We start from the raw sequence: 25,129 nt of genomic DNA on the forward strand, positions 1-25,129 counted from the left end.
CCCAGCCGAGAGTGAAACCACGCATGCCAGCTGACACCACCATCACCAGCCTCGATCACGCCCGCGCCCTGTCGCCTCGCTATTACTTCGGCGACAACATGCTGACGATGGAGCAGCGCGCGGTATTCGCGCGCAGCTGGCAGCTGGTGGCGCACCAGGGTCTGCTGGCCGAGCCGGGCGATCACGTGGTCGAACACGTGGGTGGCGTGCCGGTGCTGCTGGTGCGCGGCCAGGATGGCGTGCTGCGTGCCTTTCCCAACGTCTGCCGCCACCGTGCCGGGCCACTGGCCTTGTGCAACGGCAAGGGCGCGCGCTCACTGCACTGCAAGTACCACGGCTGGACCTACACGCTGGAAGGCCAGCTGCGCGTCGCGCCCGAGATGCAGAGCGCCTGCGATTTCCGCGTCGAGGACATTCGCTTGCCACCGTTGCGCGTGCACGAGTGGCAGGGCCTGGTATTCGTGGCGCTGGACCCTTCCGTGCCTCCGTTCGAGGAAGTGTATGCGGATATCGCCGAACGCATCGCTCCGATCGACCTGTCCGCCATGCGCTACCTGCGCCGCGACAGCTACGACATCGAGTGCAACTGGAAGGTCTACATCGACAACTTCCTGGAGGGCTATCACCTGCCCCACGTGCACCCGGGCCTGTCGAGGGTGCTCGATTACCGCGTCTACGACACGGAGTTGTTCCCCTGGTACTCGCTGCAGTCCTCGCCGCTGCGCAACAGCGCGGACATCTATGGCGATGGCCAGGCGTTCTATTACTTCATCTATCCCAATGTGATGCTCAACATCATGCCGGGTCGGCTGCAGACCAACCGCATCCTGCCGCTGGGGCCGGGGCGCTGCCGCGTGGAATTCGACTACTACTACGCGCAGGACGATGCCGCACAGGCGCGCATCGCGGCCGACCAGAGTTTCAGCGACGAAGTGCAGCAAGAAGACATCGACATCTGCGAGGCCGTGCAGAAGGGGCTGGCTTCCGGTTACTACGAGCCAGGAAGGCTGTGCCCCAGGCGCGAAGGCGGCGTCTGGCATTTCCACAACTTATTGCGCACGGCCTACGCCCGTGACGCGGGAGATTCTGCATGAGGATGAAGCTGTCCAGCCTGTTCTGCGCCATCGTGGTGATGGCAGCCATGCCTGCCGCCGCCCAGGGCGCGGAGCGCACGGTGGTGCATGCCGGCCACCTGCTCGACGTCGACACCGGCAAGATGCTGGCCGACCAGGCCGTGACCATCCAGGCCGGTCGCGTCGTCAGCGTACAGCCGTGGTCCGCTGCCGCCGCCAGCGGCGCGAAAGTCCTCGACTGGACCGGCTACACCGTGGTGCCCGGCCTGATGGACATGCATACCCACATCGCCGATGAAACCGAGACCGCCGACCCCGGCGCGGCGTTGAAGAGCAACCCGGCACGCGATGCCTTCATCGGCGCCAAGAACGCGCATGACACCTTGCGTGCCGGCTTCACCACGGTGCGCGACGTCGGCGTCTATCGCGGCTTTGCCGATATCGCCCTGCGCGACGCGATCAATGCGGGCGAAGTGCCGGGGCCGCGGATGTTCGTGGCGGGCGCCTATATCACCATCCCGGGCGGCGGTGGCGAGATCACCGGCTTGCCACCTGGCACGGAAGTGCCGATGGAGTTTCGCCGCGGCGTCTCCAAAGGCGTCGACGACGTGCGCCGGCATGTCGACATCATCCTCGACCATGGCGCCGACCTGATCAAGGTCATCGCCACCGGCGCGGTACTCACCGACGGCACCGAGCCGGGGCAATCGGAGTACACCGAAGCGGAGATCCACGCCGCCGTGGAAGAGGCCGCCAAGCGCGGCAAGTTCGTGGCCGCGCACGCTCATGGCGCCGAAGGCATCAAGCGCGCGGTGCGCGCGGGCGTGCGCTCGATCGAGCATGGCTCGTTGATCGACGATGAAGGCATCGCGCTGATGAAACAGCACGGCACCTGGCTGGTAGCCGACGTCTACAACGGCGACTACATCGACAGTGTCGGTCGAAGCGAGGGCTGGTCCGCCGAGAAGCTGCGCAAGAACATCGAAACCACCGACGCCCAGCGCGAGGGTTTCCGCAAGGCGGTCAAGGCCGGCGTGCACATTGCGTTTGGCACGGACGCGGGGGTCTATCCGCATGGTGACAACGCGCGCCAGTTCGCGTACATGGTTCGTTACGGGATGACGCCGCTACAGGCGATCCGCGCGGCCACCATCGATGCAGCTCGCCTGCTGGGCAAGGAGAAGGAACTGGGCTCGATCGCACCCAACAAGGCCGCCGACCTGGTGGCCGTGGCCTGCGATCCGCTGCAAAACGTCGAGTGCCTGCGCAAGGTGCAAGGCGTGGTCAAGGACGGCCAGCCAGTTTCCCTCGACTAACCTCTCAAGAGTGCAGACATGAGCGACGGCAACAAGATCGGTTTCTGGACCTGCACGGCCCTGGTGGTAGGCAATGTCATTGGCATGGGCATCTTCATCCTGCCCGCGTCGCTCGCACCGTACGGCTTCAACGCGCTGATCGGCTGGATCGTCACCCTGGCCGGTTGCCTGGTCCTGGCGCGCGTGTTCGCGCATCTCTCGCACGCGCTGCCAGGCGCCGACGGTCCCTACGGCTATATCCGCAGCACCTTGGGCGAGCTGCCGGCGTACATGGCACTGTGGGCGTACTGGGTGTCGTTGTGGCTTACCAATGCCGCGCTGGCCACCGGGGTCGTCGGCTATATCACCGTGGTGATGCCGGAACTGGGCAGGATTCAGCCGGCGCTGTTTGCACTGGGCCTGCTGTGGTCGTTCGTGGCCGTGAACCTGTTGGGTGTGCGCACGGGCGGTGGCGTGCAAATCGTCACCACCGTGCTGAAGCTGCTGCCCATGGTCGCCATTGCGGTGCTCGGCGGCTGGATCCTGCTGACCACGCCAGCCACCTTCGTCGCGCATCCGCCGGTGACGCCGGTGACGCTCTCCGGCGTGATGGCGGCATCCACCATCGCCCTGTATGCCATGCTCGGCATCGAATCGGCCAGCATTCCGGCAGGCCGGGTCGACAACCCGGGACGCACGATTCCGCGCGCCACCATGGCCGGAACCGTACTGACCGCGTTGGTCTACATCGTCGTCTCCACCGTGCCGATCCTGCTGATCAAGCAATCGGAACTGGCCACCTCGGGCGCGCCGTTCGCCACGCTGATGGACCGGTATGTAGGCGCCGGCGTCGGACGCTGGCTGTCCCTGTTCGTGGTGGTCAGCGGACTCGGCGCGCTCAATGGCTGGACCCTGCTGGTGGGCGAACTCACCCGCACCATGGCCGTCAACGGCGTGCTGCCTGCCGTGTTCGCGCGCAACAATCGCCACGGTGCACCAGCCATCGCCTTGATCGTCACCGGCGTGCTCGCGTCGATCATGATCTGGATGAGCTACAGCAACTCGCTGGTGGCGGCATTCACCTTCCTCACCCGGGTGGTGACCGCCGCCAATCTGCCGCTCTATCTGTGCTGCTCCCTCGCGCTCGCCGTGCTGTGGCGTCGTGGCGCGGTCGCCCAGGTCGGACGGCGAGCACTACTGGTCGCCATCACCGGCGCGCTCTATGTGGCCTTCGCGTTCATCGGCAGCGGCGAGGAACCGTTCCTGCTCGCCCTCGCCCTGATGGCCGCGGGTCTGCCGCTCTATGCCTATATGCGCCTGCGTCGCCACACCGTCGCCCCCGTCAAGGCCTAAGGAGCGGGCCTGTTTGGCAGCCTTCCTGCGTCATCGCTCGGGCATGTATCGACATACACTCATACGTTCTTCATCGTCGGTCGCACCAACAGATTCAGGCGCGACCCACGTGCAGCTATCGAACAGGTTCTAACCATGCGCGATCCCCGCTACGACATCCTTTTCACCCCGCTGAAGATCGGCCCGGTAACGGCCAAGAACCGCTTCTTCCAGGTGCCGCATTGCAATGGCATGGGTCACGCGATGCCGCTGGCCCACGCGGCCATGCGCGAGATCAAGGCCGAGGGCGGCTGGGCCGTGATTTCGACGGAAGAGTGCGAGATCCACCCAAGCAGCGACCTCACGCCGTACGTGGAGGCGCGACTGTGGGACGACCGCGACATCCCCGCACTGGCGCTGATGTGCGACAAGGTGCACGCGCACGGCGCCCTGGCCGCGGTGGAGCTGTCGCACAACGGGCCCACCGCATCGAACCTGTACTCGCGCGAAGTGCTGCTGGCCCCATCGCATCAGGTATCGAAATACGGCTACCCCTCGCAAGCGCGGGCGATGACCCGCCATGACATCCGCGAATACCGGCGCTGGCACCGCGAAGCCGCCCTGCGCGGCAAGCGCGCAGGCATGGACATCATCTACGTCTATGCCGCACACGACCTCTCGCTGCCGATGCACTTCCTGCAGCGCCGCCGTAACCAGCGCAGCGACGAGTACGGCGGTTCGCTAGAGAATCGCGTGCGCCTGCTGCGCGAAGTGCTGGCCGACTCGCGCGACGCCGTCGGCGATACCTGCGCCGTCGCCCTACGCTTCGCCACCGAGGAACTGCTCGGTCCCAGCGGCGTGGAACTGGCCGAGGCGCAGGACATCGTCGGCCTGTTGGCCGAGCTGCCCGACCTGTGGGACGTCAATCTAGCCGCCTGGTACAACGACTCGGTGCCGTCGCGCTTCGCCACCGAAGGCGCGCAAGAACCGTTCATCGATTTCGTCAAGAAAACCACCACCAAGCCGGTGGTTGGCGTCGGCCGCTTCACTTCGCCGGACACCATGGTGTCGCAGATCCGCCGTGGCGTGATCGACATGATCGGCGCCGCGCGCCCGTCCATCGCCGATCCGTTCCTGCCGCGCAAGATCGAGGAAGGGCGCGTCGACGATATTCGCGAGTGCATCGGCTGCAACATCTGCGTGTCCGGCGACATGACCATCTCGCCTATCCGTTGCACGCAAAATCCGACCATGGGCGAGGAATGGCGCAAGGACTGGCACCCGGAGCGTATCCAGCCCCGTCGCACGGCGAGTCGCGTACTGGTGGTGGGCGGCGGCCCCGCAGGCCTCGAGGCGGCGCGCGCCCTCGGTCAGCGCGGCTACGGGGTTAGCCTCGCCGAGGCACGCCGCGAACTGGGCGGCCGCGTCACCCGCGAAGCACGCCTGCCGGGCCTGGCCGAATGGGCGCGCGTGCGCGACTGGCGCGTCGGCCAGATCGGCAAGCTCACCAATGTGTCCATTTATCTCGACTCCGCGCTCACCGCACAGGACGTGCTGGACTTTGGCGCTGAACATGTCGTGCTCGCCACCGGATGCCATTGGCGTCGCGACGGCTTCGGGCGCAGCAACGGCCTGGGCATCGACGACCTCGCCAACAACCCGCGCGTGTTCACGCCTGACGACCTGCTGGATGGCCGCATGCCGAGCGGCCGCGTCGTGGTGTTCGACGACGACGGCTTCTACCACGCGAGCGTTGCGGCCGATCTGCTGCGCCAGCAAGGCTGCGACGTCGTCTACGTGACGCCGGAAGACAGCGTCGCGCCATGGAGCGTGAACACGCTGGACTATCGCCACATCCGCAAGCGGATGGCCAAACAGGGTATCGAAGTGATCGTGTCGCACAACATCGCGGCCTTCGCCGAGACGACCTTGACCTTGGAAAACGGCTGGGACGGCCAGCGCCATGAACGCGCCTGCGACGCGATCGTCCTCGTCACCTCGCGCCTGCCCGACGACGGCTTGTACCAGGAGCTGCTACTGCGTGAGGCGGACTGGGCGGATGCAGGCATCCGCTCGCTACGCTGCATCGGCGATGCCGAAGCCCCCGGCCTGATCGCTCACGCCATCTACGCCGGCCATCGCTATGCACGCGAACTGGAAGAAGCGCCGCCTGGCGAGGTCGCCTTCAAGCGTCATTTCCACACCGCAGAATCCGACGACTTGCGACGCATCCCACCGGCATGAGGTGGGCCTCGATCAGGACTCGGGCGGGTACCCGAGCCACTCGATCTCGGACACGGCGACGGCGTGCGTCGCGGCGTTCGGTTCGATGCGTAAGCGGTAGTAAGTGAAGTCCCCTGGATGGGTAGCCGCGAACACACGGGTCTGCCGACGCCAGCGGAACGTTTCGTCACGACGTTGATCCAGCGTGGTCCAGTGCTCGCCATCGGAGGAACCTTCCAGCTTCCAACTGCGAGGACCCTGACCTTCCTTGGCCGCCGATGTGATCGTGTACATCAGCACCCGCTGCGGGGCGTCGAAGCGCACCTGGACGGCGGGCCTCGCACCCGTCAACACCGCTTCCGTCTCGGATGTGTTGTCGCTGACCGCCCGGGCGGCGGCGATGTCGCCATCGACTGTCACCTGTGACTTCACCGCGTCCACGAGATCGACCAGCGGCGACGGCGGTTTGTCACCCTGCGTAAGCGACGGCAGCCGGGCATCGTCGCCCGCGGTGCCCCAGCGTGACGGCTGCGGCCCCATGTGGAATACAAGCGCGGCACCCCGGGCAAGATCCGCATGATTCAGCCAGCTCTTTTCGTATGGCTGACCATTGAGCGTCACACTCTGGATGTAGCGGTTGCGGTCGCTCACTTCGGGTGCGCGAATGTCAATGTCACGACCATTTTCCAGATGGATGATCATGTGCGGAAAGTAGGGCGCGCCAACGGCATAGGTCGGCGTGCCCATGCGCAGCGGATAGAAACCGGCAGCGCTGAACAGCCACCAGCCCGACATTTCGCCATTGTCCTCATCGCCGGGATAGCCCTGCCCGATTTCGCTACCCACGTAGAGTCGAGACAAGGCATCACGGACTTTGTCCTGCGTTTTCCATGGCTCGCCGACCAAGTCGTACATGTAGAGAATGTGATGCGATGGCTGGTTGCTGTGGCCGTACTGGCCCATGCGCACGTCGCGCGCCTCGAGCATCTCGTGGATCGCCTCGCCATACGCGCCGACTTGAAAGTCGGTGCCCGCGTCGAAGAAGGCATCGAGCTTCCTGGCCAGGCCTTCGCGACCACCGTAGAGGTTAGCGAGGCCCTGACCATCCTGCACGCCTTCGAAGGCCATGTTCCAGGCGTTCGTCTCGGTGTAGTCACCACCCCAGGAGCGGGGGTCGAAATGCGCGGCATCGGTGCGCCAGGCGCCGCCGGGCGTGCGGCCCACGAAAAATCCAACGGCCGGATCGAACAACTTCGTGTAATTCTCCGCGCGACTATGGAAGTAACGCGCGTCATCGGCGTAGTGATCCGTGTAGGCATCCTTCGCGTCGTGCGCTGCGGCGAGAGTTTTAGCCAGTTCACCGATGCCGAAGTCGTTGAGATAGCCAGCCATTGACCAAGACAAGCCTTCATCGACGCTGTTGTCCACGTAACCGTTAAAGACGGAACGGCTCAGTCCCTTGCGACCTGCCCCGGCGATATCGCTGACCACCGTCGCGTCCTTCAGCGCAGCCTGGTAGAACGAGCGCACATCGAAGTTGCGCACACCCTTGTTCCAGGCATCGGCAAACGCAATGTCGGCGCTCGTGCCTACCATCAGGTCCGCGTAGCCCGGCGAGGACCAGCGCGCGATCCAGCCGCCATCCCGATATTGCTGGACGAAGCCGTCGATCATCTCGCCGGCCTGCGTGGGCGTGAGCAGCGAATACGCGGGCCATGCGGTGCGATAGGTGTCCCACAGGCCGTTGTTGACGTAGGGCCGGCCGGCCAGCACGCGTGCTCCGGTCTGCGTGGGTGTACTGGGACCCACCGCTGCGGAGAATGGACTGGCGTAACGATAATCAGGCTGCGCCGTCGTGCCGACGTTCTCGAACGCTTCGTTGGGATAAAGGAACAGGCGATACAGGTTGGAGTAGAGCAGCACCTTGTCCGATGGCCTGGCGTCGGGTAGCTCGACCACGCCGAGTAGCTGGTTCCAACGCGCCGCCGCACGTGCCTGCACCGTGTCGAACGAGTCGCTCGAAGTAATTTCCTGGGCCAGGTTGCGCTTGGCCTGATCGCAGCTGATCAGCGACGTGGCGATGCGCATGGTCACCGTCTTATCGGTGCTGGTGTCGACGCCAAACCAGGCGGCGACATGGTCGCGCCCTGCCCCGGTCAGTCGGCCGCTTTCCACGACGGGGCGGTCGATGGTGGCGTAGAAGAACAGCCGCGTCGCTCCGGTGGAGAGTCGACTCGCGACATCCGAATAACCGCTGATGCTCTGCTGTGACGGCTCCAGCGAGATCTCGCCATGGTCATTGCGGTTGTCGAACACCAGCTGCGCGCGATTCCCGGTGAAGGTGAAACGGAACATCGCCGCATGGCTGGTCGGCGTCATCGCCGCCGTCATGCCGTTATCGAAGTGCACCTGGTACAGGTCGGCGCGGGCGACTTCGTGGTCGTGGGTGAAACTCAGCGCTCGCGCGGAACGATCCAGCGGTGGCGCGCCGGCAGTGACTTCGGCGGGCATCACCTGGAAGGTTTGGCGGTCCCCCATCCAGGGACTGGGTTCGTGGCTGAGCGCAAACGCCTCGATCCGCGGATGATTGTTAGCGTCATTGCGCTCCTGGTACTGATAGATCCAGTCGGAACCCGCGTTGGTGGTGGGTGTCCAGAAGTTGAAGCCGTGCGGCAGCGCGACGGCGGGAAACGTATTGCCGCGCGAGTAGTGTCCGTTGGCATAGCTGCCGCGCCGCGTATCGACATAGCTGTTGGGCTTGGCCATCGCGTCCACGGACGCTGCATCACCCAGACGTACGTCATCGACATAACCATGGAAGCCCGGACTATGCACCGGGGCATCCTCGGTCAGTTCAATCGCGATGACGGTGCGTCCATCGGCGACGGCGCCGACATCGACATCCAGCGCGTTCCACTGGTTGTCGTACAGCACGCGCGCGCTTCCCTGCGCGCCGGCGTTGGCAGGCACATTATGTTGGTCTTGGGCATTCAGTGCGGACAGGCGCGATCCATCGGCGAATAACAGGTCGACGGCGACGTACTGCGCAGGACTTTGCGCACCCTCGCCGGACCTGACCGGAAACGTCACGTACGACAGGTGGGTGTTTGCATCCACGCGCTGGCGAAGCCGAAACAGCGTCGCGCGCCGAGCATGCTGTTCGCCTACGGCGTCGGCGTCATAACGCAAGGCCTGCGTGCCTGAAAAGCCGACGCCCGGCTTGGAGGTGGGAGGCTCCTCCTTGCCGGGGCCGGGTACTACGCTCAGATGCCAGCCCTTTGGGCCAGCCAATCGGGGGGTTGCATCGCCCGCTTCGAACGAACTCATGAACGTGGCGCCCTCGTTACCGGCGCCGCTCTCATGACCAGCCGATGCGCACGCGCCAGCCATCAGGAACAAGGCCAGCAACAGGCACATCAGATGCGCCCATCGATAGGGAAAACCGCTACGTTCGGGCGATGCGTTGTTCATTCATGCCATCCAGTTTTGCTTTGAGCGATACACGTTCGTGTCCTGGTTGACCCGATGGCCTTTGAGAGGGCTGCGCTTGCGTCCACGCAGCCCTCCAAGGCCATCGCCTTACTACTGGCCGAGTTAGAACTTGACCGTCACACGCGCCCAGAAGTAGCGGCCCATCAGGTCGAAGTCGCTGGGGTCGGTATTGGCATTGATCGTGTTGTTCGCGTACAGCATAGGCGGCTGCTTGTCGAACAGGTTGTTCACGCCAAAGTCCACGCGCGTATTGATCGGTGCGACGTTGTAGCCAAGCGAAACGTCGTTGTACATCGTCGAGCCGTAGTGCAGGATCGTGCCCGGTTCGAAGTTCGGCTGCGTGTCATTGACCGAACCCGCGGCGCCGCCGTTGGTGAAGCTGCTGATCCAGCGCATACGCCACTGGGCACTCCAACCGCCCTGCTGCCAATCCACATAGCCCTGTGCACGCCAACGCGGGAACAGGCAGCCGCCGATGTTGTCCGGACAGGCTGCTGCTTGCGCGGAACCGCCTGGCAGATAGCGGCCGGCATTCTGGTAGGTGATATTGCCAGCCACGCCCGGTGCAGTGTTCTGCGTGTAGTACTTCAGGTAGGTCGCGTTGACGCCAACATTGAACTGGCCAAAGGCGAACTGCGGCAACTTGTAGTTCGCCGACCAGTCGATGCCGCTGGTGCTGATGCTGCCCAGGTTGCCGGTGGGCTCGACCGTGGACTGCAGCAGCTGACCTGCATTCGGGCCGGTGGGCGTACGCTGAATGTACTGACAGTAGATGGTCGAGCCGGCGGCACAGAGATTGAGCAGACTCTGCAAGCCCACGCTGGTGATCGTGTCGTTCAGGGTCACGCGCCACACGTCAACCGTGGTGGAGAGGCCTGGCACATACGACGGGCTGTACACCGCACCAAAATCATACGAGGTGCCATGTTCCGGCTTGACCGGGAAGCCGGCCACGCGGGCACCCTGCGTTACCGTGCCCGCCTGCGTCTGCGACGCCACGGCGTTGTTGACGAAGGTACCGTTGGTCGGCACGTACTGGCATGCCAATGCCATCGGCGAGCCAGCCGGCGCACCGGTGAATCCGGTACACGGATCGGTATGGATCATCGGTGAATCGGAACCCGAGCTGTAGAGCTCGGTGAGGTTCGGCGCGCGGAACACGTCTTCCATCGTGCCACGCAGCAGCAAGTCGTCGAACGGCTTGTACTCGAGTGCGAACTTGAAGTTGTTGGTGCTGCCGAAGGTCTGGATCTTCGAATAGCGGTCGCCGATGGTCAGGTTAAGCGACTGCACGCCCGGCAGGCCCGCCAGCAGCGGAATGAACGCTTCGGCATAGATGTCCTTGGTGCTATAGCCACCTTGCACAGCGCTGAGGCACTGGCTGCCGAGGACACAGTTGCCGGTACTGGGATCGAGCAACAACTGCGGCGCAGGAATGGAGCGCTCGTAATCCGTGCGGTATTCAGCGCCCACGGCGAGCTGCACGCCACCGGCCGGCAGGCTGAACACCTCGCCGCTAAGGCCGGCGTGCCAGGTCTTTTCGATCGTATAGAGGTTCGAAGGGGCCGTGACACTGGCGGCCTTGATCGCCGCCACGGAACCTGGTGAGTTGATGTCAAACGGATTGAACTGGCAGGCCACGACGCTGGGGCAACCGGCACCTGTCGCCACGCCGTCGGCACCCATGGTGGAGGCGCCCGTATACAACTGGGTTCCGTCAACCAGACCACCGACCGTTTTGACGACGCTCTGGTGACCGTAGTTGTAGCCCGCGTCCCAGTTCCAGTTCTTGCCCCAGGCGGTGAAGTCGCCGCGGAAGCCGGTATTGATCTGGGCGTCCGTGCTGCCGTTCATCGCCGTGCGATTGCCATTGGAGGTCAGGCGCGAGGACAAGGTGTTTCCATTCGCACCGAAACCCACGCCGAACGGATTGAACGCATTGTTCTGATCGATCACCGCACCCGTCGACGCCGTGCCGTACACCGTCGGCGCCAACTGAGCGTTGGACGAGGTCTTCTGATAAATGGCATCCACATAGGCCGTTACGTGATCGCCGAGGTGGTAGTCGCCATTGAGGAAGCCGCCCGTGCGCTCCTGTGGCGTCATGATCAGGTTGACAGCAGCGTAGTTGTACTTGTCGCCGTTGCCGTAGCAATGATAGTTCGCGTTGTTGACCGCCTGGCTGTTGCCGCCGGCGTTCAACGACACGTAGCCGCAACCGAACTGGCCGGCAAGCCCGCTGGCTTGAATACCCTTGGCCGGGTCCGCCACAGTGCCGGGGAGCTGGATACGGCCGACCGGCGTGGATGCCGAGCCACCGACCACCACGTTGCTGCCGGACAGCGTCAGTGCATGCTTGGAGAACGCGCGGTCGGCAGCCAGCACGCCGTCCTGCTTGTTGTAGTTGAGACCTGCCATGAGGCTTCCCTTGTCGGACGATTGTCCGAAAGTGAAGGTATAGCCGCTCTGGTTGCCGTCGTTCCGATCGGACTGGCCGACGTTGGCGGTGAAGGTGGCACCCTGGTAATTCCTGCGCAGGATGAAGTTCACCACGCCGCCGATCGCATCCGAACCGTAGGTCGCCGAGGCACCCGTCGGCAGCACTTCGATGCGCTCGATCGCGTCGGCCGGAATGGCGTTCGGATCCTTGCTCAGCAGGCGCTGGCCATCCACCAGGATCAAGGTGCGGTTGGAACCGAGGCCGCGCAGGTTGATGCTCGAACCGCCGGTGCCGCCGCCGTTGTTGACCTGCGGGTTGACGTTGCCGCCGGTCATCGCTGGAAGCTGCTGCACCAGATCACCCAAGGTCTGCTTGCCGGTGGCCTGGATCTGGGCGCGATCGATGGTCACGACAGGGCTCGCCGTTTCGACGTCTACACGGCGAATCAGCGAACCCGTGACGGTGACCGTGTCGAGTGTCTTGCTCTTGGCCTGTTCCGGCGCCGCGTTACTCGCCGTCTGCGCGTCCTGCGCGAAAGCCGCTGTCCCGTACGTGCTCGCCGCAAGCATGCCCAGCGACAGCGCCAGACGCACCGACGTGCATAGTTTGTTCTCTCCGATCTTCATCAAGCACCCTCTTTTTTTATCGATGTGTTCAATTATTTTTTTTAGACGTATGCGGGCTATCGCTCAAAGCTCTTGGTGCGATGGAAGACCAACGCCCTCCCTCACCGGCCACCAAGCTTGCAGAGCACCCGCAGCTGACCATCCAGACCATGCAAACTCGCCATGCTTTGATCGATCCAAATTTGAAACGAAGGCCGCCCCCGAATGCCGCCGCTCAGGACTGCGGCGGTGGAAAGGACGGTGGAGCCTTCGTGATATCGCTGCCCCAGTGCAGGTCAGGCACGGTGCGCAACGTAAAGTCGAGATGCCCGCCGTGGATCGCGAAGTCAGCGGGCAACCACGGACTGTCATGAGGCTGGCCATTCACCGTGAGCGCGTGCACGAACGGCGCATCGGTTGTCGCGCCAGAGGCCTCAATCGTCACGTCGCCGCCGGTGCGATGGATGACGGCGCGCGGAAACAACGGGCTGCCGACCACCAGCTCGGCGCGCCCCGGAATGGCTGGATAGAGGCCAAGCGCCGACCACACGTACCACGATGACATCTCGCCCAGGTCGTCATTGCCGGGAATGCCCTCCGGCGCGTTCTTCCACAGTGTGTTGAGCACGACGCGCACGGCTTCCTGCGTTTTGTAGGGCTGGCCGGCGAAGGCGTAAAGCCAGGGCGTGCCGATCGAAGGTTCGTTGTCGAGTTCGGCATGCAGCGGACCGGATCGGGTCAGCGCCCATTGGCCCTTATCGTCATGGAAGAAGCGATCGAGTCGCTCGATGGCCTTGCCATAACCACCGAGCTGATCGAACAACCCGTGCACGTCAAACGGCAGCATCCACAGATAGACCGACGCACTCCCTTCGACGAAGCCGTCCTCGGTCTCCGGCGTAAACGCCGGCCAGCTTCCATCGGCGTTACGGTTCTGGATATAGCCACCTTGCGGCGCGGCCTTGGGATTGAACAGATTGCGCCAGTAGCCCGCGCGGGTAAGAAAGCGGCGCTCGCCCTCGGCATCACCGACGCGTGCCGCCAGTTGAGCCAGGGTGAAATCGGCCGTGGCATCTTCCAGCGTTTCTGCGGCACCGGCCCAGGAGTGCGAGGTGGTGGCGATATAGTGCAACTGCAGCCACTGGTCCAGTGACGGCCGCTGACCCACGCACTCCACATTGCAACCATCGTCAGAGAGGTCATGCGCCGTGGTTTCGGTGGCCGCCTTGACCAACGAGGCATAAGCATTCTTCAGGTCGAAGTTGTGCCCACCGAAGGCATCGATGGCCGCCAGCGCTGGCACGGCCGGGTCGCCACTCATTACATGCGTGCCGCCGCTATTGTGCGTCCAGCGATCCCACTCGCCGCCATTCTGGGTGGCCTGGTTGTACAGCGACTGCGCGATATCGCCGCCCGCCTCGGGATCGAGCCAGGTGAGCAATTGCAGCTGCGAGCGATACACGTCCCAGCCGGAGAAGTTCGCGTATTGAGCGCGTTGCGTGCCAGTCACGCGATGCACCTTCTGGTCGAAACCACGGTATTCACCGTTGCTATCGCTGAATACGTTGGGATGGATCAGCGAGTGATAGAGCGCGGTGTAGAACGTGGTGCGCTGATCGTCGGTGCCACCCTGGATCGCGATTTTGTCCAGCGCCTCGCTCCAGGCATCGCGCGTGCGCTCACGCACTTGCGCCAGCGTCGTGCCCTTGGGAATCTCCGCGTCGAGGTTGGCCTGCGCATTGGCCACGCTCACATAGGAAATACCGACGCGCACCTGCACAGTGCTGTCGCCCGGCGCAAAGCCAAGCCACACGCCAGAGCCCTTGCCCGCTTCCGGGTAACCCTTGTCACCGTAGCCGGTGCCGCCATGCGTGCTTTTCTTGCCAGGCTGCACCGTGCCGTCGTGCCAGGCGCCCTTGCTGGCAAATGGCTGATCGAACTTGGCCACGAAATAAAGCGTGTAGTAGCTGCGCTGATCCGCCTGCGCCAGATAGCCGCAGAAGTTGCCACTGGTCACGGAGCCGCTGACGGTTCGCGTCGCCGCGTCGATCTTGACGCTGGCGTCGCTGCTGCCGACTTCCGAATCCGAAGCGCGGATCAGCAGGTTCGCGGGCTTGCCCGCCGGAAACGCGAAGCTCGCCATGCCGCTGCGCGTCGCTGCGGCCAGGGCCACGCGTACGCCGCTGGACAGGCCAACGCGATAGTCGCCGACCTTTGCCACCTCATCGGCATGCGCAAAGTCACTGCCATAGATGCTGTCGGTGAGGTCGGCGGATGGCGAACTCACTACCGACACGGTGACCGGCATGAAGGGAATGTCGCCACTGGCACCGGCGCAGCCAGCCCCGGAGAGGTGGGTAAGACTGAAGCCGCGAACGCGGGTGGCGTCGTACTGGTAGCCGCTGGGCGACGCCGTGTGCGCGTGCTTGCCGCGCGTGTTCTCCGGGCTCCACTGCAACATGCCCAAAGGCATCGACACGCCTGGGAAGGTGTTGCCGCCATTGCGACTGCCGATGAGCGGATTCACCAGATCGGCGGTGCGACTCGTCTCCTGCGCCATCGCCTGCGCCGCCACCGTGGTGATGAGTCCAGCCAGCGCGATAGCGAGGCCTCGTGACCACGAACGCCCCCTTGGGTTAACCCTGCATCCCGAACGATTCATGGCAGACGACAGTTGATTCATAGGAAACGCTTCCCTGGCATTCGTTGGCCCAGCGGTTGGCTGGCAACGATCCCAGCCCCACCCATTGGATTTAGATCGATCTAAATTCGTACCAAAAAAAATGGCGGACGCAGTCGCACGTGGTTATCGAGCCCCTGGCGATAGCCAAGGACCAGAGAAACACGCAACGCCAAAAGGGCCGACGCGTTACGCATGGGCGTGGACTCTATATCGACTCCACCCCACAAAGCTTGCTGCATTGCATGAAAACTTCGCCGCGCCCGACCTGACGCCCCGCTCCCCAGGAGACGCCGCTCTGCAGGAACGCACCTTGAGCGCGACCAACCCTAAGCAAAATTCAGCGTCATGGCCACGCGAGGGTTGGCTTGCCCTCGCCTACCAACGTGCCTCCCACTGTCGCCATTGAAGGGAGGGTCTGCTATGGGTCCGTAGCGGTCGTTCCAACCGATGAACTTAGCTACCTGAAGAGCCGAAGCGCATGCGCCGCGATTCACCAGTGGTCGGGCCTTCCTACAGCTTCGAGAGTATCTGCGTTGCAAGCGTTTGCTCCGCCGCCTTGGCTTCACTCAAGGGCATTCCGCTCACGATGACCGTAAAGCCAACACCTCCTTTTTTCACATGAAGGCTGGTGTTGGTTGCGCCCATCGTCACTTGAAATGCAGCATCGCCAATACCGCTCACAGGCGTCGATTCACGCCTACCTGGCATAGAAGGTAGTTGCGACATGGCATCGAATTCCTTCGTATCCCCGATGCTCATCGAAACTTTTTTTTTCGCCGTGGCGTCAGTGGGATACCACACGCAGGACTTAATGCCGGGGCCCAGGTCGGACCCTAGCTTGGCCGCCGAAACGCCCATGGCGGCGGCAGCCTGACTAGGCGTGATCAACGCACTACATGGAGGGGCCGCGGCGACGGCGGTCCCTCCCATCAGTGATAGGCCGAGCACGATACTCACAGAACCAACCATTCCGCGCGTGCGTTGCATGTCTTGTCCTCCAAATGGCATGTAGAAAAATACTCAGATGAGGTCAGTCGGGCCAGATGCGCTTCGTGGCAGCCCGAACGAAACGCTAGTCCGACGGGGTAGACCGGGCCAACGGGGGCGCATGCGTGTCAGGCGTCGGCAGGTCGTCGCTGCCTCCTAACAGCCGGCGGTAGTTGGCATGGTCTTCAAAGTCCCAGGCAACGCTCCTGGCCTGACGGGTGACGCCAAGATCGAGCACCGTGCCCACGCCCGCAAAAAGATAGCGCTCACCGAACGCCCGCTTGAGGGCTTCGAAAGTCGGTTCGCCGGTGCAATGTCCCGGAGCAATCCACTCTATGTGGTAAGTCTCGTGCAACGCAGTGACAACGTGGGCGATGGTGGTGTCGTCCGCAGTCACCAGATGGAACCCGCCCGCGACAAGGTGGATGTGCGGATTGATCCTGGCGGCCTCGGCGACGATGCCTTCGATCCCGGGGTGGGCGCAGCCGACGATCAGGATCAGTCCTTCCGGTGTGTCCAGAGCCAGCGACAGCTCTTTGAGTTCGCGCGTTCCTGGCGTTTCGGAAACCTGGGCGATCAGGGTGATGCCCGGCGATATTTCCGTGGACTTATCAACCAGCTCGATATTGGCTCCAGGCCAGGCCTTGCCAAGCCGCAGCACTGGCGGCGGATTGCCGTCGTAGTAGCGCATCTCGGCGGGCAGCTTCTCATCTTTGCGGTAGAACGAACTTGGCTTGTCAGACCCGAACACGCCGCCGAGCCCATCGTTGGGCGCATAAATCTTGACCTTGGGGTTGACGCTCAGCAGATAGCTCAGGCCGCCTACGTGGTCCCCATGGCGGTGGGACATCACCACAAAGTCCAACTTCGTGAGGTCAACGCCGGCGGCCTTGACGTTATGCGCAAAGATATCCGGATCGCCGCCTGTATCGAACAGAATGCGCTTGCCGGCAACCTCGACGAGCGCCGCGTACCCCCAATCCTTCTGCATGGACGCATCTTTGCCGAAGGCGTCATACAAAATGGTGATTCGGGCTGTCGAAGGAGCCGGTGCTGCGCTGTCCTTTCCTGCAGCCGCACTGGCGTAGCCGCTAATAAACAGCACGAGCATCGCTGCAAGCGAAAGTACCCGGCCCATGAAAAACCCCACCCCGGTCTGACGCATCGCCCTTCTCCTCTCGAAAGAGCCGGTCCCCCGGTGAGCGGCAAGCAATCAGATCACTAGCGGTAAGTGCCTGCAATGGAGGCGGTGTGAATGGCAGATTGTGGGGCCGTGCTCCGTCCGCCCCGGAATCCGTTGCCGCCTCCATCTTTGAGGACTGCTACCAAGTGCCCTTGGAGCGCGCACCTTCTACGAGCACCGAAGGCCCGACTATCACGTCGGTTGTCGCCAGTAGTTCCATCGCCATGGGTCTTCAAAACCAAGTGCCCAGCCAGCGATTGCCATTGCGCCGATCGGCCAAAGCGCCAACATGCCTCGTTCCTTTGTTTGAGCGATCAATGCCAGGTCTACCAATCCAAGCTTTGTCTACGGCCAGAGCGAATGTCGGATATGGGTCGGAAGCGGACATTTAGGAGTCGGGAAATTTTATCCCCCGCTCCTCGGCCAAGTGCGTTGTCTTGGCATCCGGACGAGCCCCACCGTGTACAAGGGTATCGACCATGCGCTGGTTCTTGCACATCACCGCGGCGCGCAATGCACTAGTGCCGTTCGGCAGCGCAAGATTGACGTCGGCTCCGGCTTCAAGCAATACGGTGACGTTATCCAGCCTGTTCGCCCAAGCCGCGGCCATGATGGGTGACCATCCGCCCGGTTGCCGTATGTCCGGACGAAGGCCGTGTCGCAGGAGCGCCTTGATCATCGCAGGCGAGCCGTGTTGGGCCGTGTCATACATGGCCATACTGTTGGCGGGGTCTTGGCGCCATTGGGCTCCCCGAGCGAAAAGGCTATCCAGGAGCCGTACGTCGTCAGCAAGCGCGGCCAACCCGAGCGGTGTGATGTCCATGGATCCAAACGGATAACTCGCGTTGGGATCCGGCAGCGCCGCGACTAAAGCGGCGAGTTTCATCCGGTCCGGTCGCTTGGCGTCATGTGCAACGCCTCGGCAGATGGGGGCACCCTGCAAGTTTCCCATTACCACGTCGAGCGCGGCGGCAAGCACGGCCGGGTCACCCGCCGCCCGGGCAAGTGTGGATGATGATGCGATCAGCAAGACGACGAGCAGATACCAAAGTCGGCGCACCCAGTCCCCCTAGTTCCCTACCCCATTCACCCAAGGCCGTTCATTTTGAAAAGGTTCGCTACGGGTCGCTAGCAGACCTAATCAACCGCGAAGCTCGCGAGGCAGCTCGCGAGCTTCCTTCCTGCCGTAGCGCCCAATCGGTGGCGCTTATCAAGGTCACCTGCCGCAATGGGCTTTCAGGGTCCTTTTGCCAGTGCGGCTCCGACGATGGCACTACGTAGTTCAGCCTGCGTCAGGGCGACGGTTGCCGACTGGCGGACCGCAACTGCTTTCATCGATTGCGGCTTAAGCATCAAGTGACGCTGAGCTTCCCAGCTCTTCGCCAGGTGTTCCGCCTGGGCAAATTCGGCTGGCGTGGCTCCGACGAAAGCCACAACCACATAACCATTCAAGTCGACGGTGTAGGTTTCAATCGCTGCATTGGCCTGTCCAATGAAGGCGAAGCCCAAGGCGATAACCGCGGGGATAATCAAGCGCTTCATGATGATGGCCTCCTCTAACGTGGATGCACCCACCTGGGCAGGCTCGATGTTGAACTCGTGCTCCCCAGAAGACATGAGGGATTTGCACAAAATAATGAGGGCTTGGTGAGAGTTGGCTGCGACCTGAACAACGTGCTTGGGTTGGTCACCTTGCGCTGTTGCCCAATTTAGACCGTGTCGAAAGGTCCGCTGCGGGTCGAAAGCGGACATTGATCAAGCACCTTTGCAAGGCTCAGCGAGCCGCCTGTTTTTTTGGCAGAGGCAAAAGGTACGTCCGTTCCAGAATCCCATCGTCTACCGCGAACCGAAACCCACTGTCATCCTTTGTCACTCGACCACACAGCGCCATATCCTGCCTGTAGTAGCGGATCATCGTCAGGTCCGGCTTGAAGTTGTCTCCTTCAGCCTCCTGCAGTTTTCGAAGAAGATCCTCGCGCACGTTAACGCCGGTGCTTTGCGATGGCGCATTGGCCCTGGCGTATCTGAGGCTTTCGTCGTCGGTGGTCTCCAGCAATCCAGAGAGCGAACGTTCGTTCTCTCGGTAGAGCGTGTACTCCTTGGCGTCAGTCGTAACGACCACATGAGTCCGGACGCGCCGGCCAATCATCAGGGCTTTGTCTTGCACGACCTGGTCGAAGGGCACATACGGCGCCGTGCCACAAAAAGTTTCCCCATGGCACAGGCTGCTGACCAGAACGAGCATCAAGGCGGGTGACCATTTCTTCATCGCTCTCTATCCCATATGGATCAGATCAGCACGTCCGCTTTGGGTCGAAAGCGGACCCTCTTGGAAGCATCGAGGTCTTTATGCCAGATGCACTGACCGCCGGGGCCAAGATCGCCGTGGCGCTCTGTGATGGCCGGCATACGTATTCAAGCAGGCCAGAAGCTGGCGTTCCACCAGCACGACGCAGTGAGACACGTCTTGTGCTCACTTGCTTTTCGGAAAGGGGTACGTCGGGTCAAGAGAAGCAATAAGCCTCACCATTTCCGCCTCGATATAGGGATTCGCCTTGTCGTCAGGATTAGTAGTCACTTCCTGGTGGATGGGAAGCTTTTGAATCACAGTGCTGGTGGCTGCATCGACGACATACACATCTGCCCTATAACCGACCCTTGGCCTATCGTAATTGCCGGTCGCATACATACCCCCTCTGAACTGAGAGAAGCTTGGAACAACCAGCGGTTTGATCTGTAAGGCCAAGCGATATGGCTTATCAATGGCTTTGTCCGAGGAGCGAGGGCGTCCCGTGAACACGGCATCATCTTCGTCGACCAGATGAAGTCGAATGCGTCGCTCACCCGTCCACTCCGAGAAGATCTTGTGTACTGTCGAGCAGCTTTCATCCTCGCTCCTGCAAGCCACGTACACAATGAACTGGGGAGTACCTTCTTTGGTGAACAGCGGAGTCGACTCGAGCGACTGCCGCTGATCCTTGCCGAATATAGACAAGGACCCTACGCATCCCTGGACCGCCAACGCCAGGAACCCTAGTGTCACGAGCACCACTGATCGCATAGCTTTACCTCCATGTTCATCCGGTGACTGAAGATTTCCTGCCTCTTGGTGTCCGCTTTGGGTCGCAAGCGGACGCCACAACACCGAATATTCGCCCTGACTTCCCGTCCATCGAGCCATAGCCAATAGGCCTCTCGACCGACTAATTTCTAACAAACTCGACGTCCAACTTGCCGTCGCCAAGCGCAATGATGCTACCGCTGCGTGTGATGCAAAATCGCGGAACTTTCTCAGCATCATCAAGCAGGCTTGAACATTCGTCAGGCAACTCCTGGTCAAACGTCCAGTCCGATCGGGCCGAATTGAACTTGTACAATTCGAGCGCGGCTGTAGCGAACTTCAGCTTCTTTCGTACAGCAAACCCATCACCGGAACTGAGAAATTGCACGTCCTGAATGATGTACGGGGGCCTTTTATATTCTTTCCACGTCGCCCCCATATCGTCTGAGACATAGAGCTTGGAGAACATGCCAGCCGGATGATAAGCACTGACGACCTTGCCATCCTTTGAGACTGCAAACCCCTCGACGGGTCCGGATAGCGATACGCGCGACCAACTCATCGTTGCGAAGTCGAGCCGCATGAGATCGGGCGACATATTTATGTAGTAACCGCCTGATACCACTTGTGCGTGGACGGGTGCGAGGAGCAGGTTGGACGCGGGGTCTACAACCTTGATCTTGGTGAGCTTAGTTATATCGTCATCACTCGAAGCATAAACGCAGAAGCGATTGACGCGAGCGAGCTTGTTGCTGTCCAAATACACACCCGCAGTGGTGGCGAGCCACCGATTCCCGCTCCAGCTTATGTCCACGACCGTATCGGCACAGTCAAGTGATGCAACAAGCTGCCACGATGTACCGTTGTCATTGCTCCGACGAATCGTTCCATCTTCGAATCCAGCAATGAGCGATCCGTCTCGTCGGGTGAGCGCCGTCACCGTCTGTAACGCTCCCGTATCCAACGCCCCCCAGCTGCCATGGGGGTCTCTGACTCGCACCTGCCCGTAGTCGGCGCCGTAGTAGAGATTGCCTTGCTCATCAACAACGCCAATGTGCGTCAGTGGCGGGCTCGCCGATTTGGCGATTGCGAAGAGCGTCGCAGCATCAGGTGACTTCAAGAGCTGCTGCTGAAGGGATGGCCTGTTCACCTTAGCGACGTAATCTAAGATCAGATTCGCAAGCGCCCCAAGATTAGGGCTAGAAGGGTGCGGTGGGTCCGGATATTTTAGCGGCGACGGGACGCCCGACGGACTCCAAGCAATCACTTCAGAGCTTGATAAGGAGGGCTGCAGAGCTCGCAGAACGAGGGACAACGCATCTTCGTCCTCTCTGAGCTTCAGCGGCAGAACCACGAACTTGTCTTCCCCGACATCTACGGGCACGAGACTACCCAGATTGGTGACTTTTCCGGATTCGACGTGAAACGGTGCGTATGCGCCGAAATCTAGGCCATTCCACTTGACGATCTGATAATCGCCCTCAGGAAGCCACCTTCCTTCACTTGGTGTTTTTGACCCTACGAGATATGAGAGGTCATAGGTCGAACCGTCTTGAGCAGAACGGACAGAGATGGTTGCAGCGGCATCGCCCTTCGGTGTGCTCGCGAAGACATAGCCGTCATTTCCCGTGCGCGCGGCAACCACGACGTCCGCCTCGGCGGTACCCGCCGTCAATAAGGACGCCAACGCAAATCCGTAGAAGACCTTTTTCACCATACCCCCTATATGGGAAACCGCAAATTGCCCCAGACAGGACACAGTATCCCTGTCTCGGACCCAAGATTGTCATCCGAAATCGGATGTTACATACAGACAGAAAGTCCTTTTCGAGACAGAGGCGGCCATTCCCTCATACGCAATATGTCCCAACGCCCCTTCTGATAAGGAAGAAGGCCCAGGCGACGGGCAATAGGGAGGCTGCGAAAAATGCCGACTCGGTGAGGCTCGAGTGTCCCAATCCGAAATGACCGCAGATATTTACTATGACTAGAACGCCGGCGCCAAGCCGCGCGAGTGACCGCCACCTCTGGACCGCGGAATCTTTGGCTCTGACCTGGTTGAGCACCTTATAGAGAGGGACGCCAAATCCAATAAAAGGCGGAATTGCGAATCCGAATCCGAACCACGCTCCCCACTGCATGACTCCCCCGCCAAAGACCTGAGGTTCGGGCATCCTACTGGAAAGGCTGATGTCCGCTCAGGGTCGGAAGCAGACCTTTGCGGCCTAATATTCTCAGCGTGTTCGGAAACCCGGACTTCAACTCGAGGTGCTGCCCTTCTGGGATCGTCGGCTATGCTCGCTCGCCCAAACCACGATGGTAAAAGAGATCAGATATATCGATAGAGCGACGATCGACAGGCGTCTATCGAAGTTCAGTGCACCCGCCATATAGAGCACTAAAAATGACACCGCGGATATTGCGTAGTCTTTCGGGCCACCAGGGGCCCCGACTCTAGCGATGCACCTTTTCTTAACCCCCATAGCCCAGACTAGCGGCACCGGAAAGAAGGTGATCAGAAGGGCCAACCCGCCGGCCCGCGGCCTCAATCCCGGGTTCGCGACGAGTTCGTCAACCCACGGCCGATAGAGCTCTGCTAGGTCGTAATCGAAGACCCAAAATGCCACTACGTTGCACAGAGTGAAGGCAGTTACAGAGACCCAAAGCGCCAACAGCACCGCTGCAAATGTCGCGCGTGAGCTTGCGTCGCCATTCCTCCCTATGCGAGCCATTCTCAAATATAGGTAGTCGATCGCTTCGGAGATCAAGCACTTCCTCCCTTCGTTGATGCCCGGACCCCAACGGCCGGTGGCCTTTTGGCCGGTTTGGTGAGAGTCCGCTTGGGGTCGCAAGCGGACGGTTTGCGCTGAGTATCGACACGGTCAAATAAGGATTATTCCGGCCACAGCTCCAGGTCATCTTCGTGGATTTCCGTGGACGATCCATCCTCAAACTCAACGCTGTAAATGACGCCCGGCGGAAACCGCTCAAAGTAGCTGCCTGGTCTTTTTTCCCCTTCAAATACGCCAACTATCCAGGCTTGCTTGGGCGAACGAAGCTGCGTCCGGGAGTTGGCAGCGACGCAAACGATATCGTCCCAGGTGAACTTTGGCATTCCACTGTCCCGAAGGGGGCGACTGCAATTTACTTTTTGGCACTAGGTCCGCTCCGGGTCGGGAGTAGACATCTCACCCATAGACACCCCAAAGGGGTTCGAACCGAAGCTCGACCGTCTTCGGCGACCGATCAATGATCGCCTGATAGGTAGCGTCATGCTCCAGAACCTCTCGTAGCCGGCCAAGGTCGGGCAGCTCCCAAGCGTAATGGTTGGACTGCGGAAGGCCTGAATCAGGACGACCAAGCCAACGAACCACATCGAGCCAATTGAAGCATAGAGACAGCCTCAGTCGCGACGGCTCGAAAGAGCCATTCGCTGATTTGAACAGTCGGAAGAATGCGAGTTCGAAGCGGGTCCCTCGTTCTCTAAAGGGCATCGAGCAGCTATAGGCGAAGCCATCGCCGTCGTGCGAAGCGTCGTCGACCCGGAACGATCTATAGAACTCTAAGGCGGCTTCAAGGCCGTCTGGAACACTGAGTGACTTCAGTGTTTGGCCACGTCCTTTCAAGAACCGCCGAAATTCCGTGTACGACTCATCGGGCCTCATGGGCATCCTTTGCGGTATTTTGGAAGGTCCGTTCCGGGTCGGAAGCGGACGTTCCTTTTCAACATGGTTCGGTAACGCCAGTCTTAGTGACCCGGAGGTCCTGCGCGGGGTCCTCGTCATAATCGCTTTGATGTGGTGTCCACCGCGCGCACATCTGAGTGCGCACATTTCGCGCATCGCAACCTGAGCCCGTTCTGGCTATAAGCGTTGATCGGGCTTCTTAAACCTCAGTCAGGAAGACTGTCTCCGAATAGGTAGACACGAAAGTTCACCAAGGAGAGAACGAACATCCAGGCAACAGTGCACTCACAAAAAACCGCCAAAGCACCATAAATAGCCAATGCCAGCCAGTGATCATGGATACTCGCAAGGATTGCCGGAGACCTCTCGCCGGCGCATGCAAAGTGTCCATTGAAGAACGTTGGAAACCCTATCAATCCAAGATTGCCCAACATATAGAGAGCAAGCAATACGACGCCAAGGAGAAAAGTCATCCTCTGCTTTGTGCTCAAACTCGCAGCCTTTGCTCGTGAGGCGTCTCGAACGCCTTTGGCCCATGGTGGAACCACGATAAACCAGTAGTACAAATACGGAATAACAGCTAACCACTGCACCCCATATACAAAGGCAAACCGTGCAGGCGAAGGAGACGACGCTGCTATGCAGGCAGCCGAGGGAATGTAGGCCATCGCCCGATGTGCCAACCAAAGCTGCACGTCACTCTCCGACCAGAAAATCCCTCCCCCGAGCACGGCAAAAAAGAGGGAAATGCATAAAATGACAGGCAGCGGCCACAGCACTCGTCTATCGCCACTTGCCACTGACTCGTTTCTGGAGGCGTTGGTGTTAGTAGTCACGATTTTGCCTTGTGCTCGATGGGCCATCCACGCCAATCTTCGTAAGGACCAGGACAGTGCCTTCATGATGGGCACGTACAGCCTGCGCTCCCTCTCTGTGAACTGTGCGCACCCACAACGAGATGTCCTCGCGTATCTCCGATTCCGTAGCCATAAGCCCCCCTGCCTGGCCCATCAGCGCATCCTAGCTAATGTCTGCTCCGGGTCGGAAGCGGACGTCGCCCTCATGTCGA

16 protein-coding genes are annotated in these 25,129 nt (G+C 61.3%); 4 read left to right on the top strand and 12 right to left on the bottom strand.

Annotated elements, in window-relative coordinates:
• Positions 1-23: 23 nt before the first annotated feature.
• From OUZ30_RS10880 to OUZ30_RS10895, 4 genes are all read left to right on the top strand, one after another.
• Complete coding sequence (locus OUZ30_RS10880) at positions 24-1,094, top strand: aromatic ring-hydroxylating oxygenase subunit alpha (RefSeq protein WP_266182343.1); 1,071 nt, start codon at positions 24-26, stop codon at positions 1,092-1,094.
• Positions 1,091-2,389, top strand: coding sequence for a Xaa-Pro dipeptidase (locus tag OUZ30_RS10885; RefSeq protein ID WP_266182344.1), 1,299 nt, complete (start codon positions 1,091-1,093; stop codon positions 2,387-2,389). The genes OUZ30_RS10880 and OUZ30_RS10885 overlap by 4 nt, the downstream gene beginning before the upstream one ends.
• Before the next feature lie 18 nt (positions 2,390-2,407).
• Positions 2,408-3,721 (top strand): amino acid permease, encoded by a 1,314-nt coding sequence (locus OUZ30_RS10890; RefSeq protein WP_266182345.1) that lies wholly within the window; start codon positions 2,408-2,410, stop codon positions 3,719-3,721.
• A 135-nt stretch (positions 3,722-3,856) separates the two neighbouring features.
• A complete protein-coding gene (locus tag OUZ30_RS10895; protein ID WP_266182346.1) occupies positions 3,857-5,944 on the top strand; it encodes an oxidoreductase in 2,088 nt (695 codons plus the stop codon).
• A 12-nt stretch (positions 5,945-5,956) separates the two neighbouring features.
• Here the strand turns inward: OUZ30_RS10895 and OUZ30_RS10900 are convergent, their stop codons facing one another.
• From OUZ30_RS10900 to OUZ30_RS10955, 12 genes are all read right to left on the bottom strand, one after another.
• Positions 5,957-9,394, bottom strand: coding sequence for a GH92 family glycosyl hydrolase (locus OUZ30_RS10900; RefSeq protein ID WP_266182347.1), 3,438 nt, complete (start codon positions 9,392-9,394; stop codon positions 5,957-5,959).
• A 123-nt stretch (positions 9,395-9,517) separates the two neighbouring features.
• The gene (locus OUZ30_RS10905) at positions 9,518-12,481 is read right to left on the bottom strand and encodes a TonB-dependent receptor domain-containing protein (protein WP_266182348.1); all 2,964 of its coding nucleotides are present in this window, start codon (positions 12,479-12,481) and stop codon (positions 9,518-9,520) included.
• 214 nt (positions 12,482-12,695) lie between these two features.
• Positions 12,696-15,143 (bottom strand): GH92 family glycosyl hydrolase, encoded by a 2,448-nt coding sequence (locus OUZ30_RS10910; protein ID WP_266182349.1) that lies wholly within the window; start codon positions 15,141-15,143, stop codon positions 12,696-12,698.
• A gap of 510 nt (positions 15,144-15,653) precedes the next feature.
• Positions 15,654-16,130: a hypothetical protein gene (locus OUZ30_RS10915; RefSeq protein ID WP_266182350.1), complete on the bottom strand. Its 477-nt coding sequence runs from the start codon at positions 16,128-16,130 to the stop codon at positions 15,654-15,656.
• 85 nt (positions 16,131-16,215) lie between these two features.
• A complete protein-coding gene (locus OUZ30_RS10920) occupies positions 16,216-17,295 on the bottom strand; it encodes an MBL fold metallo-hydrolase (RefSeq protein WP_266182351.1) in 1,080 nt (359 codons plus the stop codon).
• A 406-nt stretch (positions 17,296-17,701) separates the two neighbouring features.
• A complete protein-coding gene (locus OUZ30_RS20380) occupies positions 17,702-18,373 on the bottom strand; it encodes an ankyrin repeat domain-containing protein (protein WP_266182352.1) in 672 nt (223 codons plus the stop codon).
• A 176-nt stretch (positions 18,374-18,549) separates the two neighbouring features.
• Positions 18,550-19,065 carry a hypothetical protein gene (locus OUZ30_RS10930; protein ID WP_266182353.1) on the bottom strand — a complete coding sequence of 172 codons (516 nt, stop codon included), beginning with the start codon at positions 19,063-19,065 and terminating at the stop codon, positions 18,550-18,552.
• A 22-nt stretch (positions 19,066-19,087) separates the two neighbouring features.
• Complete coding sequence (locus OUZ30_RS10935) at positions 19,088-19,582, bottom strand: hypothetical protein (protein ID WP_266182354.1); 495 nt, start codon at positions 19,580-19,582, stop codon at positions 19,088-19,090.
• Between the two features lie 204 nt (positions 19,583-19,786).
• Positions 19,787-20,308: a hypothetical protein gene (locus OUZ30_RS10940; RefSeq protein WP_266182355.1), complete on the bottom strand. Its 522-nt coding sequence runs from the start codon at positions 20,306-20,308 to the stop codon at positions 19,787-19,789.
• Between the two features lie 208 nt (positions 20,309-20,516).
• Positions 20,517-22,088: a hypothetical protein gene (locus OUZ30_RS10945; protein WP_266182356.1), complete on the bottom strand. Its 1,572-nt coding sequence runs from the start codon at positions 22,086-22,088 to the stop codon at positions 20,517-20,519.
• A gap of 1,179 nt (positions 22,089-23,267) precedes the next feature.
• Positions 23,268-23,489 (bottom strand): hypothetical protein, encoded by a 222-nt coding sequence (locus tag OUZ30_RS10950; RefSeq protein ID WP_266182357.1) that lies wholly within the window; start codon positions 23,487-23,489, stop codon positions 23,268-23,270.
• Between the two features lie 777 nt (positions 23,490-24,266).
• Complete coding sequence (locus OUZ30_RS10955; RefSeq protein WP_266182358.1) at positions 24,267-24,962, bottom strand: hypothetical protein; 696 nt, start codon at positions 24,960-24,962, stop codon at positions 24,267-24,269.
• Between the last annotated feature and the right edge of the window lie 167 nt (positions 24,963-25,129).

The sequence above is a fragment of the Dyella humicola genome (genome assembly GCF_026283945.1).
GTDB lineage: Bacteria > Pseudomonadota > Gammaproteobacteria > Xanthomonadales > Rhodanobacteraceae > Dyella > Dyella humicola.

Bases quoted from the DNA above. Each gene is read 5' to 3' on its own strand.
- OUZ30_RS10880 (WP_266182343.1), top strand. From the start codon at position 24: ATGCCAGCTGACACCACCATCACCAGCCTCGATCACGCCCGCGCCCTG.
- OUZ30_RS10895 (WP_266182346.1), top strand. From the start codon at position 3,857: ATGCGCGATCCCCGCTACGACATCCTTTTCACCCCGCTGAAGATCGGC.
- OUZ30_RS10905 (WP_266182348.1), bottom strand. From the start codon at position 12,481: ATGAAGATCGGAGAGAACAAACTATGCACGTCGGTGCGTCTGGCGCTG.
- OUZ30_RS10930 (WP_266182353.1), bottom strand. From the start codon at position 19,065: ATGTCCGCTTTCGACCCGCAGCGGACCTTTCGACACGGTCTAAATTGG.
- OUZ30_RS10890 (WP_266182345.1), top strand. From the start codon at position 2,408: ATGAGCGACGGCAACAAGATCGGTTTCTGGACCTGCACGGCCCTGGTG.
- OUZ30_RS10910 (WP_266182349.1), bottom strand. From the start codon at position 15,143: ATGAATCAACTGTCGTCTGCCATGAATCGTTCGGGATGCAGGGTTAAC.
- OUZ30_RS10935 (WP_266182354.1), bottom strand. From the start codon at position 19,582: ATGAAGAAATGGTCACCCGCCTTGATGCTCGTTCTGGTCAGCAGCCTG.
- OUZ30_RS10900 (WP_266182347.1), bottom strand. From the start codon at position 9,394: ATGAACAACGCATCGCCCGAACGTAGCGGTTTTCCCTATCGATGGGCG.
- OUZ30_RS10955 (WP_266182358.1), bottom strand. From the start codon at position 24,962: ATGAAGGCACTGTCCTGGTCCTTACGAAGATTGGCGTGGATGGCCCAT.
- OUZ30_RS10885 (WP_266182344.1), top strand. From the start codon at position 1,091: ATGAGGATGAAGCTGTCCAGCCTGTTCTGCGCCATCGTGGTGATGGCA.
- OUZ30_RS10920 (WP_266182351.1), bottom strand. From the start codon at position 17,295: ATGCGTCAGACCGGGGTGGGGTTTTTCATGGGCCGGGTACTTTCGCTT.
- OUZ30_RS10915 (WP_266182350.1), bottom strand. From the start codon at position 16,130: ATGCAACGCACGCGCGGAATGGTTGGTTCTGTGAGTATCGTGCTCGGC.
- OUZ30_RS10950 (WP_266182357.1), bottom strand. From the start codon at position 23,489: ATGCCAAAGTTCACCTGGGACGATATCGTTTGCGTCGCTGCCAACTCC.